This window comes from Clostridium sp. (genome assembly GCF_036642255.1).
In the GTDB taxonomy this organism is placed as follows: Bacteria; Bacillota; Clostridia; order Clostridiales; family Clostridiaceae; genus Clostridium_J.
In genome coordinates, this window is record NZ_JAVWDJ010000059.1 from 1 (window position 1) to 17,046 (window position 17,046).

Consider the following 17,046-nt stretch of genomic DNA (forward strand, 5'->3'; position numbering starts at 1 on the left):
AAGGCAGAGGCCTGCAAAGCCTTTATCCCCAGTTCAAATCTGGGTGGCGCCTCCATAAAAACCTGTATCTTTCGATACAGGTTTTTATTTATGTATGCATTAATTTAGTACTTATATATCACAAAAAGGGTATGTTATCATAGAAGGTTTTATAGAGGTTTAACATCAACTGATAAAATAATTACATTCTCAGCTTTATTGATTAATAAAACTAGGATGCTTAAATAGCTTTGAAAACAGAATTATATTGAAGTAGATATATCTATTTCAAAGGTAAAAAAGTCTTTGAAACTTATAAATTAAATATAAATAACACATTTAAATTATTCTAATATTCGCACTTCAAAGTAAAACAGATATATATAGCGATATAATACGAGCCATAGTGGTAGTTTGGAATAGTAAGATTTAAAGAACATTAATGGTATGTAGTAGCCTTTAAAAGCTACTAAGTTGAGTAGCAAGTTGAATGAAACCCTAGTATAATACAATAGTCATAGTTGAATAATATATAAACACTTAGGAGGCATTAACTATGGGGACCATGTATAAAGAAGTAATTTTCAGAAAGAGATTACCCGTATTTATAGTCTTTTTTGTTGCAATGATAATAGTATTATATTTATTAAAGATAGCAGAGATTATGAATTTAATACCTATACACATGTCTAGGATAATTGATCTATTTTGTTTATTCACCTTAATTTCTTTTGCAGTTTATGAAATTCAAAAATGTCAAGTTCAATATAAGTACTCTATAATTGGAGAACAACTAATTATTCATAGAGTTAAAGGTAAAAGCCAGAAATTAGTTGAGGATATAAACATACAAGATATTAGATATATAGGACCTATTAACAAACGTAAGGGTGTTAATAAATGGGGTTATAAAAAAAGGAACTATATTTGTTCACTCATTAACCTAAATAAGCATTGCTGTATTTATGCTGATGGTCATATAAATCATGAAGTATATTTTGAACCAAGCAGTGAACTTATAGAAAAAATCAGGTGCATAAAAAACAAACAAAAGATATTTCAACAACAAAGAAATTTGGCTTATAGCAATATAGGCAGCAATAAAATTTATGGGTAATAATACGAAATAAAAAAAGATAGTCAGAATTAATGACTATCTTTTTTTATACGATTTGAAGGCGCTTTATATTATTTCTAAAACAACTTAAATATAGATTTATGAGTCGTCTTAGTTCTTAAGTTAAGGAATAAATTCGTTAATTATTTAAAACTTAATATTAGGGTTTCTAAATGCATTTAGATTTATTCATTATCTTTGTGAATTCAATGTGTCATTTAATTCTAGTGTAATTTCTGTTACTAAATCACTTCTTTCAATAAAATCAATTCCAGTAATAGAAAGGGCCGCAATAGCCTTTATGATTCTATCTTCGGCGAAACTTGATATTGTTGCATTTTTAAAGTCTTCTGATGGACATGAAATATTTTTATCCTCTACTATTGATATGGAAGGATAAATAGTAGGTGTAGTATGACTCACAGTGCCAATACCAAGAGGATATACAACATTTTTAGGTTTTTCTACATTGATGATGCCGCATTCTTTTAAGTTATTAGAGAATATACGAGAAAGAGTTTTATTTGTTATTAATTCTCTACAAGGAAGCTCATATAAACTTATATTATATGTTATATCTATTAAAGGTTGTATTGATTTTATATAAGTTCTTATATTTTCTTCAATTGTTTCACTTTGACGAATATTTTTAGATTTTATTTCAAATTTAGCAGTAGCCCTAGTTGGTAATTCATGAATGTTATTAGCTGAATTAATACAAAGGTGATCAATATAACATTCATTGCAACTTTGCTTAATAATATCATTAATAAAGTTCATAGTATAAAGGCATCCATCCAATGCAGTTTTTTTCAACGGATTATTACTTTTTACATTGTTAAACTCATAGTTGATCTCTAGAGGTACCATTGCCATTGATGTTCCACTTTCAGCGTTAGAATTATCTACATGAGGTGCAAATATTACATCAATTTCCTCAAAGACCTTCTCATGAGTCATTATGATTTCTGAGCCATTGGAATATTTTCCGGGGCAACCAATAATAACTACACTACCACCTATTTTTTCTATTACAGACCCTAAAGCTATAGCTGCACCCACAGAAATTGCAGCATTACTGTTATTCCCAAATATATGACCACTTTCATCACCTGAAGTGTATTTGCATAAATAACATATATAAGGGTGACCTGAGCCCATCTTAGCATAAAATGCAGTGGGTATTTGTTCAAATTTGTCTTCTACTAAAAAGTTATGTTTTATTAATAAATCCTTTATATACTTCGAAGTATTATATTCATTAAAGCAATTTTCAGGATTACTATATAAAAATTTATTCAATTCTAAAATTTCTTTTTTTATCGTAGATATAAAGCTTATAACATTTTGTTTCATGTATTTTCCCCTTTCGATTCTTATATATTGTTATTTAAAAGGTGTAATAGATTAAACCAAGAAAATTAATACTTATTACAGTTAGTATATCCAACATGGAATTTTATATTTTAATAGATACGGGTTATATTTAAATTACATTATTGATAAATAGATTTATTCTAATAAATCAGAGTAAATTCTATCTATGAAATAAGATCTAGAATTAAATCTTATCTATAGATATAGTGGAAATCCTAATATAAATTCAACTCTATTTATATAAAGTTAAGAGTATTGTAAATTCATTGCAAGAAGTTGTCTTTCCTTAGAAGTTCATTGTTATTTTTAGTAGAAAAATTAGGAATTTCCGAAAGAAATAATTTTTTGGGACAAAATAAAAATCGCTACAATAGTGAATAAAATATATTGTAGGGGGCGATAATTAAGACAAGTTTAAATTAGCAATATTTGAGGGGGATATTATGAAAATGGAATGTATTATATGCAGAAAGCCTCTAGAAAATGGTATAATTATCTATGGAAGAGGAATTTGTAAATGCTGTGAAGAGCGATTAATTAAAACAGACATTGATACAGATTTCTATGACTTCTACAAAAACTGTATAAGAAGGAACATTGTTCAACTTGTACAAAGAGGAGTGAATGAGGAGTGCCAAAATTACCACTTATAGAGGAGCTGGTTAAATATATAAAGGAGGACAATTCCTATTTTGCAATGCCTGGTCACAAAATGGGAAAGGGATTTTCTACAGTTCCAGAGGGGAAAATGCTTTCAGAAAATTTATTTAAAATGGATTTAACAGAAGTTGATGGGTTAGATAATCTTCATAATCCGCAAGGAGTATTAAAGGAAGCACAAGAGCTATTAAGTAGATATTACGGGAGCAAGAAATCCTATTTTTTAATCAATGGTAGTACATCAGGAAATTTAGCAATGATTTTTTCTACCTTTCAAGAAGGTGATAAGGTTATTGTAGAGAGAAATTGTCATAGGTCAATTTACAATGGTATAATAATGAGAAAGCTAAAGCCTATTTATATCAAAAGTAAAGTTAGTGAAATATATGATGCTCCTTTCTCTATAGATAGGGAGCATTTATTTAATTTAATGGAAGAAAATAAGGATGCAAAGGGCATCGTAATAACTTATCCTAACTACTATGGCATATGTGCAGACTTGAAAACAATTATTCACAAGGCTAAACAATACAATATGAAGGTACTTGTAGATTGTGCTCATGGAGCACATTTTGGTACTATAAAAGATGTACCACAAAGTCCTATTGAATTAGGCGCAGATATGGTTGTACAAAGTGCACATAAAACTCTACCGAGTTTGACGCAAACAGCGTATTTACATATAGGAAATGTTGCTGATATAGAAAAGGTTAATTTCTATGTAAGTGCATTTTTAAGTACAAGCCCTTCCTATATATTTATGGCATCAATGGATTATGCAAGATTTTATTTGGAGAAGTATGGTGAAGAAGCTTATGGCAAACTTCTATATTTATGTGATAAATATAGAGAAAAGATAGATAAATTAAAAGATTTTCATATTATTAGTGAAGAGGATTTACATAAAGAAGATACTTATAGTGATAATTTAGTTTTAATAGATCGCACTAGATATGTGATTAATGTGCCTAGAGGTTATAGTGGGCATAAGTTATTAGATTATCTAAGAATTAAAGGAATTCAGTGTGAAATGAGTGACAGTAGAAGTGTAGTGCTGATATTTTCACCACATAATAATGAAAATGACTTTGAAAAGCTTTATTCTGTGTTAAACCATTGTAATATAGATGTATTAAGGGATACTTATATAAAAACTTTAAATGCTAAAATACCAATAATGAGCATACTGCCTCATGAAGCCTTTGAAAAAGAGAAGATATTCGTTTCATTGAAAGATGCAGAAAACATGATTTGTGGTAAAGCTATAGTACCTTATCCTCCAGGGATTCCATTAATAATGCCTGGAGAGTTTATAAATAGAGAAAGCATTGATATAATTAATTATTATATGGAAAATAAGGTAACACTATTAGGAGTAGAAGATGGATCTATAACTGTAATAAAAGAATAGTAAGTGTTAAATTACATTGTTTATGGAGGATAAATGTATGAAAAAGGGATTATTGATTGCACTAGAGGGGCCAGACGGTTGTGGAAAGTCAACCCAAATTAAGTTATTAGATAAGTATTTTAAAGATAAGGGATTTGATGTAATAAGGACTAGAGAACCTGGAGGAACACTTATTAGTGAGAAAATTAGACATATTATACTGGATAATAATAATAGTGAAATGGGGAGCATGTGTGAAGCATTGCTTTATGCAGCCTCTAGAGCACAACTTGCTGATGAGGTAATAAGACCAGCTCTTAATGAAGGAAAAATGGTTGTTTGTGATAGATTTGTGTATTCATCTATGGTTTATCAGGGAATAGGAAGAGATCTTGGCATGGAAGTTGTAAAGACAATAAATGACGCTGCTTTAAGGGGAATAGAAGCAGATTTAGTATTTATGATAAGCATACCTTACGAAAAAGGATTAGAAAGAAAGAAAAAGCAGCAAGAACTTGATAGATTAGAGAATGTAGGAAATGACTTTCACAAAAAAGTTTTTGATGGTTATTCGAAAATTAGCAAAACTTATGATAAAATAATAGTAATAGATGGAAATGAAAGTATAGAGACAATTCATGAGAAGATAATTACACATATAGAACAAAAGATGGGAATATAAATAATAAAATTAATTGAGGAGGGATTTCTATGAAATTAGTAATTGCTATAGTGCAAGATGATGATGCGGCAGATTTAGTTGATATCATAACTGAAAATGGATTTAGAGTAACAAAACTTGCAACAACAGGTGGTTTTTTAAAAGCAGGAAACACTACATTAATGATTGGTGTAGAACGTGAAAAGGTTGATGTTGTATTAAAGCATATAGAAGATATATGTAAAATAAGAAAGCAAGTGATATCTTCTCCTTCACCAGTGGCAGGGTCTACTGGGGTTTATGTACCTTACCCTGTGGAAGTTAATATTGGCGGAGCAACTATATTTGTAGTTGATGTAGACAAGTTTTTAAGGGTATAATATAATGAGGTAAATAATGTACAATAAGCTACAAGCTTGTTGTACATTATTTAGTATATAAGTAAATTTAAGATGTTATATTAGTAAATCACTGATTAAAAGCCGCTAATAAAATAAATTTAGTCATTTTCAACTTATATATATTGAAAAGGAGGGCAATATGAGCATTATAGGTCATAGCGATATAGTAGACAGTTTTATAAGAGCAATAGACAATAATAGATTATCTCATGCTCATATTTTTGTAGGTGATGATGGAATAGGGAAAAGTCCACTTGCAGCTTTCATAGGAAGAAAACTTCTTAGTAAGAAGGAAGATAGAGATTATATTGATATAGTTCATTGGAAAACGGAAAAGAACAAGTTATCTATAGGTGTTGGAGCTATTAGAGATCTTATTGTAGAAGTAAACAAGAGGCCCTTTGAAGGAGATAGAAAGATAGTTATAATCCATCAAGGCGACAAGATGACCGTTCAGGCCCAAAATGCTCTTCTTAAAACTATAGAAGAACCACCAAAGAATGTTTTTATATTTATTTTGTGTGAGAATTTAGAGTCTATGTTGGATACCATAAAATCAAGGTGTCAAGTACATAAATTAAGTCCATTAAATGTAAATGAAATAGAGACTTTCTTAAAAGTTAATTACCCGGATTTAGAAGATAAAGAAATGAAGATGATAATTTCTTTTAGTGATGGTATACCGGGAAAAGCAGCTTTGTTAATTAATAATAAAGAGTTTAGTGAAATAAGAAACTTTGTAATAGAAATATTACTTAATATAAATAATATTAGTACTGAAGAATTATTAAAGTATGAAGAACATTTAGGTAAGTTTAGTGATTCATGGAGAAGTGTTATAGATGTTTTTGTAACATTTCTTAGAGATACCATTATCTATAAAGAAATTGGGGATGAGAATTTAATAATTAATATAGATAAAATTGAGCTTGTTAAAGAGTTTGCTAACATGTTTTCATTAAGTAAGTTGAATGATATTATTAGCATTATAGGGGAAACAAGAGAAACCCTAGAAAGAAATGTTAATTTATCGTTGACTCTTACAGTAATGTTACTTAAAATGCAGGAGGTTTAAGATGGTAACAGTAATTGGAGTAAGATTTAAAAAAGCAGGTAAAATATATTATTTTAGCCCTAGTGGATTAGACATAAAAAAGGGAGAGTTTGTTGTAGTTGAAACAGCAAGAGGTATAGAGTTTGGCGAGTGTGTAATAGGTATAAAGGAAATAAGTGAAAAAGATATAGTTACACCATTAAAAAATGTTATAAGAAAAGCGCATACAGAGGATATAGAAAAGAATTTAGATAACAAACAGAAGGAACAAGAAGCTTTTGATCTTTGCATAGAAAAGATTGAAAAACATGATCTTAATATGAAGCTTATAGATGTAGAGTACACTTTTGATAATAATAAAGTGATTTTTTACTTTACAGCAGACGGAAGAGTTGACTTTAGAGAATTAGTTAAGGACTTGGCAGCGGTGTTTAGAACTAGAATTGAATTAAGGCAAATTGGTGTTAGAGACGAAGCTAAGATGACTGGAGGCCTTGGGCCTTGTGGAAGAACTTTATGTTGTTCTACTTTCTTAGGGGAGTTTGCACCAGTGTCAATTAAAATGGCAAAGGAGCAAAATCTATCTCTTAATCCTACTAAAATATCAGGTATATGTGGAAGACTTATGTGCTGCTTAAATTATGAACAGGAAACTTATGAGGGTATAAGAAAGCGACTTCCTAAAGTAGGATCAATAGTAAGCACTGCTTTTGGTAAGGGTGAAGTTATTGCAAACAGCGTTGTTAAAGAATCCGTTAAGGTGAAAATTAAAATTAAGGACGGGGAAGATGATATTAAGGTAGTAAAGATAGAAGACTTAACCTTAATTTCAGGAAGCTATGAAGATATTATCAGCGATGTAGATATAAGGGAACTTGAAGGTCAAGTAGAAGATAAGGATATGATAAAGGAATTATTTAAGGAAAATTAGGAGGAAAGAAATGAAAGCCGTGCTTAAGATATGCGATATGATAACTTCTAAGGATGTAAGCAAAGTTAGAAGCGCCATCTCTGATAATGAAGGAGTTGTCGCTTGTCAAATACGACCTGAGGACAAAGAAGCAGAAATTGTATTTGATAATTATTTTATTAATATAGATGATATAATTGCTGCAATTGAAGATAAGGGCTATACGGTTATATAATGAGTTAATATAGAAACAGACCATGATTTGAAGTCATGGTCTGTTTTTTGTTTATTTTATAATTCTTCCATTGAGTTCATAATTATATATAACATTACCTAGATCAGTTAAAAAAGGCATCCCTAGTTGTTGAGGATTAAAGTGAGAATCAGCGAATACACCATCAGTATTAGAATGAATTACTGCAGTTAACAAAAACTCCACATTATTTTCAGTATCAACAATATAAGCGTTATCAACTAAGTATCCATAAGCTGTACCAATCTTATTATAAATTTTTATGTTAGATGGAATATCAACGTTCTTTGAGCCATACATAAAATACTTTGCATAGTTATCAGGAAGATCGTAGGAGGGATAAGTGCATTCACTAGGTAAGGTACTTAGATATTTTCTTAAGTAATCTAAATCATCTTCCGTAAGATTGAATCTTTTACTTTTAGGAATAGACTCAGGGAACATAACTGATTTCATCAGGTCCTGAAGCGTTTCAATAGAAATATAATTTGATTGAGAAAAATCATGGGGACCATCTACTATAACTCCATTTTCTTCATGAGAAGTTCCCTTTTGAGTGTTTTTTATGGGAAGTAAGCTTTCGTATTTCTTAGAATTATAGGCCATTGGCTGCTCGTAAATCACATTCCCAGTATCACCATAAAACACAAATGGGTTAGTATATCTATTTTCCTCAGTCATAGGTGCATCTGCAATACGTTGTTTTATTAATACATCCTTATAGCCTTTACTCCATAAGGTTTCATTAAGGTATTCTTGGCCTATAAATTCATAAAGTCTATTATAAGAATCGTTATCGCTAGCAACTAATAGTTTCTTTATATATTGTGCAATACTTGGCTTGCCATTTTTAGAGGTAACATCACTAGTTTGAGCACTTTGACTTTGACGACCACTTTTAATTTCTAATGGAGTATATTTGTTAACACTTGGAATATTTAATGTGTTCAATTTATCCAAAGCTAAAATAGCCGTAGTAAGCTTCATACTGCTTGCTGGATAAAAGTATTTGTTCTTGTCTACATTGAATCCGTTAGGAATAAAAGAAACAGTGCCATCAGCATTTCTATTAATTTGAGTGTAAAGAATTTGAACATCATACTTATCAGCATTATCTAGTACATTTTTAAATTTATCAGGGTAAGATTTCAAAATACTTTCTATCAAATTATTATTTATAGGAATTGCTGTATCCTTTTCATTATCTTTGATATTTTTAGAAGATTCATCAAGATTTTCAATGTTTGTAGAGCCTTGATTATCGTCTTTGCTCATTTTTATGTAGTAGAAACTTGTGAATATGAAAGCAACAAGAAGAAATGCCGTCAGTATAAGGTTTTTTCTCCTCTTCTTCTTTCTTCTTTTATTATTATACATTTGAAACTCCTTTCAAGGTTCAAGTAATCATCATAATTATATATATATTATTTCATATTTTCAATGTAATTATCAACTTATATCATGGTGTCATTTGATCATAAAAAGCTATTAACTATATACTTTTTATAAATATGTATGAAATTTTTTTAGTTAATAAATAAGTTTAACCTATCCCTAAGCTTAAAGTGAGGTGTTTTGCAATAAGGAAAAAAATTTAACAACTTAAAGATGATTTTTGTATTTGTTTTGAATAATTAACTTATTTTAATTTTAAGTAAGCTAGCTAATAAGGTTACTACTAATTAAGTAAAAGTGAATAAAAAACAACCCTTTGGCAATATTTGTAATATGTAATTAAAATAGAATTAACGGAGGGAATAGTAAATGAAAAAGGTTGCAGTACAGAAGGGATTAAACCCAGTAAAAAGTTATTTACATCAAGAGGGATATAATGTTAGGGAGTTTGATGCTACAAAGAAAAATGTATCTAACTACTTAAACAAGTTTGATGCAGTAATATTAACTGGTGAGAGTTCAAATGTTATGGGAGTGCAAAATACATCATCTTCATCGACATTTATAAACGCAGATGGGTTAACTCCAAGGGATATAAAAGATCAATTAGAAAAAAATAATATAGTAGATTAGTATGAAAAATTATATTAATAAGAGGAGGTCTCTTATTAAACGTTTTAATAGAATGAGTTTATTTCTTGATAAATGAGAAATAATAAAAAAGTTTTTACTTTATGTATAATTTTTACAAATATGTTAAATATCTAAGTATGAACTAATTTAAATAAAAGAGGTGTTAAGGATATGAAATTTAAAAAACAAATAATAGCAGCGATTACTTGTGCCGTAGTACTTTTAGGTGTTTTCTTAACAGTTAGTTATATTGGAAGAGATAACAATTCTACTGCTGATAGTGATAACGACAAGCCAAAAATAACTACAGGAAATGAAGCCCAAGAAGATAAAACTAAAGAAGAAGACAAGAAAACTATTGATGAAGATGAGAATATGGATGAGAAGGAAACTAGTAATGACCAAATCCAATCTAATAAAGATGAGGTTAAGACTGGATCTTATATTGTTAAAAAGGATGACACTCTTTATAGTATAGCTAGAGCTTATATGCCTAATCACGACTTCAAAGAGGTTATTGCTACAATTATAGAAGGAAATAAATTAATAAGCGATAATAAAATTGTTGAAGGTCAAACAATTTTAATTCCTTATGAAGTAGCACTTGAAAGCAAAGCTACCTCTTCAACTACAGTTGTAGATAAGTCAAAAGACACAACTGAGGAAACTGCATTAAATACTAAAACTGGTAAAAAGTATAAGATTCAACCTGGCGATAGCTTATTTAAAATAGCAAGAGAGCAACTACCTAACGTAGCCATGCTTGAAGCTGTAGATAAAATAAAAGCACATAATAATATAACAAATGTTGATACTATAAAAGCTGGAGATGAAATTTATATTCCTGAAAAATAAAGCTTTTAGTAATATTGCACCGATAATAACATAAAACCACTTGCTAAAAATATAACCCTGCAACTTTAAAATTGCAGGGTTATATTTTTAGTATATTAACTTTACTATTTTCTGCGTAAATAAAATCACTATCTAGGGTTAATAGATACTTAATATTGCAGCTTTCGCATACAGCAAGATGAGTTGCATCATTTATAGATAATAGATCCTTGGTCATAAGCTCTTTAGTTCTAAGCATACATTGCTTATTAATGTCTACATAATTAAATTTTAGTGTGTTTTCTAGCTGATTATGCATTGTTACAGCAGTCTTATAATATACCTTTAGAAGTCCACGCTTTAAGCTGTTCTTAGAGAGATTATCAAAGTACTTTTTATAAGGTATTTCTCGAAGCTTATCCTCTCTTTTGTCCTTTATTATTTTTCTATCGTATTTATTAAAGCAATTTATAATTTGCTTTATATTTGTCTCTGAATTAAAAGGATTACATTTGTCAATCTTATGCCGTATATCAATGATAAATATTTTATACATTATTTGATTTAATACTTCTGCAGAAATAATATTGGTTACATACAGATTACACTTACCAACAAGTATTTTTTTCAGTGTTTCCACACACTGAGAATGCTTTATATCATCATCATATACTAAGCTAAGTAAAAAGGAAGCATCTAATAATATTGTAGTAGTATTATTGAAGTCTATACTTGAAAAAGGGTAAAGTAGCATTTCCATATATTGCAACCTTCTTTACATGTTATATAGTTTATTTTATTAATAGATATGAAGAGTTATTACAATGCTACTTAAAAAACTGCAATTTCAATAGGTTAATTGGGGGAAGCTACTAGCTGTTTCTTAGTGAACTGTATTTATAATTATAAAAAATTTATATATTCTTTTAAAGTTTATAGTGAAATGTATATTTTTATATAAAAAGGGTAATCATATTAATGACAGATTAAAGCATAAATATAAACCCTTAAAAGCAACATGTTATATTTATTAAGGTAATTGCAAAATTGTTATAATATTTAAAGCATACATGTTGCTTTCCCCCCCATATTAAAAAAGTAGGCATTTCTTAAATGAGGTGCTTACTTTTTTATTTATAAGATTTAAAAAAATTACAATGACTAGAAATTAGAAGTTAAGTCATCTTACTAGATTCTAGATGAAATGAAACTATCTTATATTTAAGAAATATTAATTTGATAAAGTATACTTTTGTGGTAAAATTTGATTTTAGGCTTCTAAAATAACAAGTCAACTATATGACGGATATTTTTTTCAAAGGTGAGGAAACAAGTGCTATTAATAGTATGCTGTCAATAGGTACTACTGATACATTATGATGGAAAATATACTGGCATAGAAAATAGTTTTTTAGATGGTTCAATACAAATAAGATGAAATAAATTTTTGATGAATTTGTTAGTTTATATAGTATAAACAACTTTAAAGTGAGGAGTTAGCTTATGGATATTGTAAGAGATGATGAAACCCTTGATGATTTACAACTTAAGGGAATAAAAATAATTCAGAAAAAAAGTGGATTTCGATTTGGAGTGGATGCAGTACTTTTAGCTAATTTTTCTAATGTAAAGAAAAATGCAAGAGTTATTGATTTATGTAGTGGTACAGGGATAATTCCATTTATCTTATCAGGAAAAACTGAAGCTAAGAATATTGTCGGCATTGAAATTCAAGAAGAGTTTGTTGAAATGGCAAATAGAACATCTAGAATAAATAGCTTAGAAGATAGGGTAAATTTTATTAATGAGGACCTAACTAATATTAAGTTTCTTAAAACAATTGAAAAAGCTGAAGTAGTAACTGTAAATCCCCCATACAAACTACAAAACACTGGTATTATAAATATTAATGATAAAAATGCTATAGCAAGACATGAAATATGTTGTACTTTAGAAGATGTAATAATTGCAGCAAGGATACTTTTAAAGGATAATGGAAGGTTTTTCATGGTACATAGACCAGAAAGAATTGTAGACATTTTGACGCTTATGAGAAAACACAAAATAGAACCGAAAAGGATAAAGTTAGTTCATCCAAAACCTAATAAAGCCCCTAACATAGTCTTAATCGAAGGTCAAAGAGATGGAGGCTCATTCTTTAAATTTGAGGATCCTTTGTATGTACATATGGAAGATGGAAGTTATTCAGAAGAAATTAAGAAAATTTATAGCAGCATTAATGATACAATTTAATCACACTTTTCAAGGATGGATACCTAATTTTTTTAGGCGAAATTTAATGCCCTTTTAAAGTTGTGAACTTACGATCTTGTATAATACATCAAATGTTTTGGAGCTGCTTAATAGAATTAACCTGTAAATACTAAAAAGAAAGAAGATGGTTATATGTCAGGGAAGCTGTATTTAGTACCAACCCCTATTGGAAACCTAAAAGATATTACATTAAGAGCATTAGAAGTTTTAAGAGAAGTAGATATAATTGCTTGTGAAGATACAAGACAAAGTCTAAAACTTCTTAATCACTTCAATATAAAGAAAACATTAGTGAGTTATCATCAACATAATGAACAGGGTAAGAGTGAAGCCATAATTGAAAGACTTCATGAAGGGAAGAGTATTGCAATAATTAGTGATGCTGGAACCCCAGGTATTTCTGATCCAGGAAGCATTATTGTAGAAAAATGCATTGAAGAAGGTATAAGCTTTGAAGTATTACCTGGAGCAACAGCTATTACTACTGCATTAGTATATTCAGGGCTTGATACAACAAAGTTTATTTTTAGAGGGTTTCTACCTAGAGAAAATAAGGATAGAAAGCCTATAATCGCAGATTTAATAAATAGGACTGAAACTATAGTCTTTTATGAAGCGCCACATAGAATATTAAATACATTAGAATTTCTATATGAAAACTTAGGAGATAGAAAAATTGCAATATGTAGGGAATTAACTAAACTCTATGAAGATATAATGAGAGTTACGTTAAGTGAGGCTATTGAATATTATAAGGAAAACAGCGGCAGAGGGGAATATGTTCTGGTTATCCAAGGAAAGAGTGAAGAAGAAATCCTTCAGGAGAAATCTGCAAGATGGGAAGGGATTTCTATAGAAGAACATATAAATATATACATAAATGAAGGACTTAATAAAAAGGATGCAATAAAACAAGTTGCGAAAGATAGAAATATACATAAGTCTGAAGTATACAAATATTCCATAAACCTTTGATGAAAATGAAATATTGATCTATTAATATCATGTTTAAATATACATTGAATAATTGTATTTAGTTATTCAGGCACTTTAGGAGAAATTGAACCTTTTCCTAAGGTGCTTAATTAATTGAATTTGCTACACATTTAGTATAAATATAACAAGTTTTTTTCATGTAAAATAAAAAATACTATTATTAGTTCCATATGTTTAAATAGGCTAAATTAAAATGAATAATAATGCTTATTAGGAAAAAATATGAACCAATTGAAGTATTTATAGAAAAATTTTAAGATAATTTCGCTAAATTGTTAATAAAATCGCATAAGTTTTTAAAAATCCCCTGAAAACCTTGAGGTTTGGCACAGTATGGTGTTATAATTATTTAGAAACCATGAGGGGGGAGGGATTTTTTTGAACAAAAAAGTAGTATCTTTAGCTTTAGCAGCAACATTAGTAGCAACTTATATGGGGTCTACAGTTTATGCAAGCCCGTATAGCAATAAAGCAACTCAGGAACAGCAACTTAAGGAAAGTAAAAACAAGTACAAAAGTGCTCAAGAACAAGTTGATGAGATTGAAGCTAAAATACAAGCCATTAACTCGCTAATGACTGAAATTTACGTAGATATAGAAGACACCAATAACAAGATTAGTTACACTGAAAACCAAATAAAAATCAGTGAAGAAGGTGTACAAGCTGCGGAAGAAAGCATTAAACAGGAAGAAGAGCTTTTTAACAAGAGAATGAGAGCTATGTACATTAATGGTATGGACAGCTATGTAGAAACTATTTTAAACTCAAAAGGATTAGCTGATTTTATCTCAAGGCTAGAAAATGTGACAAAAATTATAAACTATGATAAAGAAGTAGTTGCTAGTCTAACTGAAAAGAAAGTAGCGCTAGAGAAACAAAAAGATGTATTGAAAGAAGAAAAAGCTCAACTTTTAGTATTACAAGAAGAAAATCAAAAGAGAGTTGATGAACTTAATGTAAAAAAAGAAGAGCACAGTAAAGTAATGGCAGAAGCTGAAGCTAACAGAGATGTTTTCGAAGCGGCTATGAAAGAAAATGAAGCTCAATTAAAAGAGACTCTAAGACAAATTGAGAATATTGAGGCAGCATCAAGACCAAGCAGAGGAGACTATGACGATTCTGTGATAGTAGAAGGCAATGGTAGTGGTGGATCAATAGTTTCTTATGCATATGGTTTTAGAGGAACACCTTATCAATGGGGCGGAAATGGACCAAGCTCATTTGATTGCTCAGGATTTACGAAGTATGTTTATAGAGCAAATGGAATAAGCTTACCAAGAACAGCCGATAGCCAAATGGATACAGGTACTTATGTTCCAAGAAATCAATTACAACCAGGTGATTTGGTATTCTTTGGTTCTGGTGGACATGCAACTCATGTGGGTATTTACGTTGGAAACAATAGTTATATACATGCACCACAAGATAATGAGGTTGTAAAGATATCTCCATTAACTAGAAGAGATTATCTACAAGCTAGAAGACATGTAAATTAATACACCTTTTTATTAAAATAAACCAATGACAATTGCATTGGTTTATTTTAGTTTTAAGTATATTTTTTTAAAGTATATTCATTTTAATTAGTATATATGGATTCAATTATAAAAAAAGAAAAAAACCGTTAATAGCTTAACGGTTTAATGCTTGTCCATTATAAATTGAAATAAAAAAGCATATTTTATTTATTCAGATTTTAAAGCAGTTAGACACTGTTTGCAAACATTTTTAGATTTATAGTTTACAACATCTCTAGCATCTCCACAGAAAATACATGCAGGCTCATATTTTTTTAATATTATGTGCTCACCATCTACATATATTTCTAGGGCGTCCTTCTCACCTATATTCAATGTTCTTCTTAACTCCACTGGAATAACTATTCTTCCTAACTCGTCTACTCTTCTTACAACACCTGTTGATTTCATATAAAGCTCCTCCTTAAATATCTCTCGACAAAATAATATATATTTTTTGGTATTTTAACAAATAAGATAAAATTAGTATATTTTAGCTTATAGAAAGTTACAAAACTTCTACTAAATTCCATCTATAGATAATATACTACCAATTTATACAAATGTCAATATTATTAATATATAAAAATACAATATTTTACATTCCTATAAACCCTTGATTTTATTGAAGTTTAGTAAAGTATAATACAGTAATCTAAAACAAAAGTATTATAATTAAATAATTTCAACTGGAAATTATAAAATAGTAATATATTGGGATTACACGGGTTATATGTCGAATTTTATTGAAATTACTAGTGTTTAAAAAATGATGAAGCTCAATAAGGATATTAAAGCATATATATTTTTTAATATAATGAAGAAATTGTTATAACAAAATGAAATTTTTAGGATAATAGTGGAAATAAAATGTAGCGACGATTTATATTCTCAAAATAAATGTAAAAAAGAAGAAGTTTTTCTATAAATTAAAAAATCAATTCAGCGATATAATAAAATTATCCATTATTTAGAGGATTTAAATTTTCTAAAAATGGGAAAAATAACTTTATAAATATGCAATCCTTTGTATGAAAGTTATAAAAAAGCAAAATATATATATGAGTAATTGTAAAAGAAAAAAGAAAATTAAATCTGATGTTGTAGAATATTGCAGTTATTTCCACAGAAAATATAACAAGTTATACACAAGCAAATTGTTGATAATGTGGACAATATATAATATTTAAGATTATATAAGAAATTTATTAATGTGAGTAACGAAGTTATTACCGTAATTATACACAATTTATGTGCATAACTTTTAAGAAATGGTGGATAACTGTGGATACATGTTAATAAAGACTATTATAAATTCACATTAATGCAAGTTTTTATTGTATTTATTTCAGTTAACATTATTGTCGAATATTAATATTTTTGAAAAACTAATATAAAAATAGAAAATATACAAGAATATATTTGTAAAGATTTAATATGTATCATATAATGTTTAATATAAAGGTACAGGAATACGATGAGGTGTATTAATGAATAGAAATAATAAAATAAATAGTGAAAGTCTTAATAGTATTAAAACAAAAATTTCAGAATTAATTGAAGAAATTTCAGATAAAAGTATAATTTCTTATGA

At 28.8% G+C, this 17,046-nt stretch carries 17 protein-coding genes; 13 read left to right on the top strand and 4 right to left on the bottom strand.

The window, feature by feature from the left end; all coding sequences use genetic code 11:
* Positions 1-535: 535 nt before the first annotated feature.
* A complete protein-coding gene (locus RR409_RS18870; RefSeq protein WP_332559328.1) occupies positions 536-1,096 on the top strand; it encodes a hypothetical protein in 561 nt (186 codons plus the stop codon).
* Positions 1,097-1,288: 192 nt separating this feature from the next.
* Here the strand turns inward: RR409_RS18870 and RR409_RS18875 are convergent, their stop codons facing one another.
* Complete coding sequence (locus tag RR409_RS18875; protein ID WP_332559329.1) at positions 1,289-2,452, bottom strand: hypothetical protein; 1,164 nt, start codon at positions 2,450-2,452, stop codon at positions 1,289-1,291.
* Between the two features lie 461 nt (positions 2,453-2,913).
* Between RR409_RS18875 and RR409_RS18880 the strand changes: the two genes are divergently transcribed.
* The 7 genes from RR409_RS18880 to RR409_RS18910 all read left to right on the top strand — a co-directional run bounded on the left by RR409_RS18880 (position 2,914) and on the right by RR409_RS18910 (position 7,784).
* A complete protein-coding gene (locus RR409_RS18880; protein WP_332559344.1) occupies positions 2,914-3,126 on the top strand; it encodes a sigma factor G inhibitor Gin in 213 nt (70 codons plus the stop codon).
* On the top strand, positions 3,105-4,544 hold the full coding sequence (locus tag RR409_RS18885) for an aminotransferase class I/II-fold pyridoxal phosphate-dependent enzyme (RefSeq protein WP_332559330.1): 1,440 nt from the start codon (positions 3,105-3,107) through the stop codon (positions 4,542-4,544). The genes RR409_RS18880 and RR409_RS18885 overlap by 22 nt, the downstream gene beginning before the upstream one ends.
* Before the next feature lie 37 nt (positions 4,545-4,581).
* The gene (tmk, locus tag RR409_RS18890; RefSeq protein ID WP_332559331.1) at positions 4,582-5,205 is read left to right on the top strand and encodes a dTMP kinase; all 624 of its coding nucleotides are present in this window, start codon (positions 4,582-4,584) and stop codon (positions 5,203-5,205) included.
* 29 nt (positions 5,206-5,234) lie between these two features.
* A complete protein-coding gene (locus RR409_RS18895; RefSeq protein ID WP_332559332.1) occupies positions 5,235-5,564 on the top strand; it encodes a cyclic-di-AMP receptor in 330 nt (109 codons plus the stop codon).
* 160 nt (positions 5,565-5,724) lie between these two features.
* A complete protein-coding gene (locus tag RR409_RS18900; protein WP_332559333.1) occupies positions 5,725-6,660 on the top strand; it encodes a DNA polymerase III subunit delta' in 936 nt (311 codons plus the stop codon).
* Between the two features lies 1 nt (position 6,661).
* Positions 6,662-7,570 carry a stage 0 sporulation family protein gene (locus RR409_RS18905; RefSeq protein WP_332559334.1) on the top strand — a complete coding sequence of 303 codons (909 nt, stop codon included), beginning with the start codon at positions 6,662-6,664 and terminating at the stop codon, positions 7,568-7,570.
* Between the two features lie 10 nt (positions 7,571-7,580).
* Positions 7,581-7,784 (top strand): ferredoxin, encoded by a 204-nt coding sequence (locus tag RR409_RS18910; protein ID WP_332559335.1) that lies wholly within the window; start codon positions 7,581-7,583, stop codon positions 7,782-7,784.
* Between the two features lie 51 nt (positions 7,785-7,835).
* Here the strand turns inward: RR409_RS18910 and RR409_RS18915 are convergent, their stop codons facing one another.
* A complete protein-coding gene (locus RR409_RS18915) occupies positions 7,836-9,179 on the bottom strand; it encodes a serine hydrolase (protein ID WP_332559336.1) in 1,344 nt (447 codons plus the stop codon).
* 387 nt (positions 9,180-9,566) lie between these two features.
* Between RR409_RS18915 and RR409_RS18920 the strand changes: the two genes are divergently transcribed.
* Positions 9,567-9,830 (top strand): YkuS family protein, encoded by a 264-nt coding sequence (locus RR409_RS18920; protein WP_332559337.1) that lies wholly within the window; start codon positions 9,567-9,569, stop codon positions 9,828-9,830.
* Between the two features lie 171 nt (positions 9,831-10,001).
* Positions 10,002-10,685 carry a LysM peptidoglycan-binding domain-containing protein gene (locus RR409_RS18925; RefSeq protein WP_332559338.1) on the top strand — a complete coding sequence of 228 codons (684 nt, stop codon included), beginning with the start codon at positions 10,002-10,004 and terminating at the stop codon, positions 10,683-10,685.
* Between the two features lie 79 nt (positions 10,686-10,764).
* Here the strand turns inward: RR409_RS18925 and RR409_RS18930 are convergent, their stop codons facing one another.
* Positions 10,765-11,424: a PIN domain-containing protein gene (locus RR409_RS18930; protein WP_332559339.1), complete on the bottom strand. Its 660-nt coding sequence runs from the start codon at positions 11,422-11,424 to the stop codon at positions 10,765-10,767.
* A gap of 743 nt (positions 11,425-12,167) precedes the next feature.
* On the opposite strand from RR409_RS18930, the gene RR409_RS18935 reads away from it, so the two are divergent.
* The 3 genes from RR409_RS18935 (at position 12,168) to RR409_RS18945 (ending at position 15,431) form a co-directional block, all read left to right on the top strand.
* Positions 12,168-12,917 carry a tRNA1(Val) (adenine(37)-N6)-methyltransferase gene (locus RR409_RS18935; protein WP_332559340.1) on the top strand — a complete coding sequence of 250 codons (750 nt, stop codon included), beginning with the start codon at positions 12,168-12,170 and terminating at the stop codon, positions 12,915-12,917.
* Positions 12,918-13,070: 153 nt separating this feature from the next.
* Positions 13,071-13,913, top strand: a complete 843-nt coding sequence (gene rsmI / locus RR409_RS18940; protein ID WP_332559341.1) for a 16S rRNA (cytidine(1402)-2'-O)-methyltransferase — start codon at positions 13,071-13,073, stop codon at positions 13,911-13,913.
* 399 nt (positions 13,914-14,312) lie between these two features.
* A complete protein-coding gene (locus tag RR409_RS18945; protein ID WP_332559342.1) occupies positions 14,313-15,431 on the top strand; it encodes an NlpC/P60 family protein in 1,119 nt (372 codons plus the stop codon).
* A 189-nt stretch (positions 15,432-15,620) separates the two neighbouring features.
* Here RR409_RS18945 and RR409_RS18950 read toward each other — a convergent pair whose 3' ends face one another.
* Entirely contained in the window at positions 15,621-15,863 is a 243-nt protein-coding gene (locus RR409_RS18950; protein WP_332559343.1) for an AbrB/MazE/SpoVT family DNA-binding domain-containing protein, read from the bottom strand.
* Positions 15,864-17,046 lie beyond the last annotated feature (1,183 nt).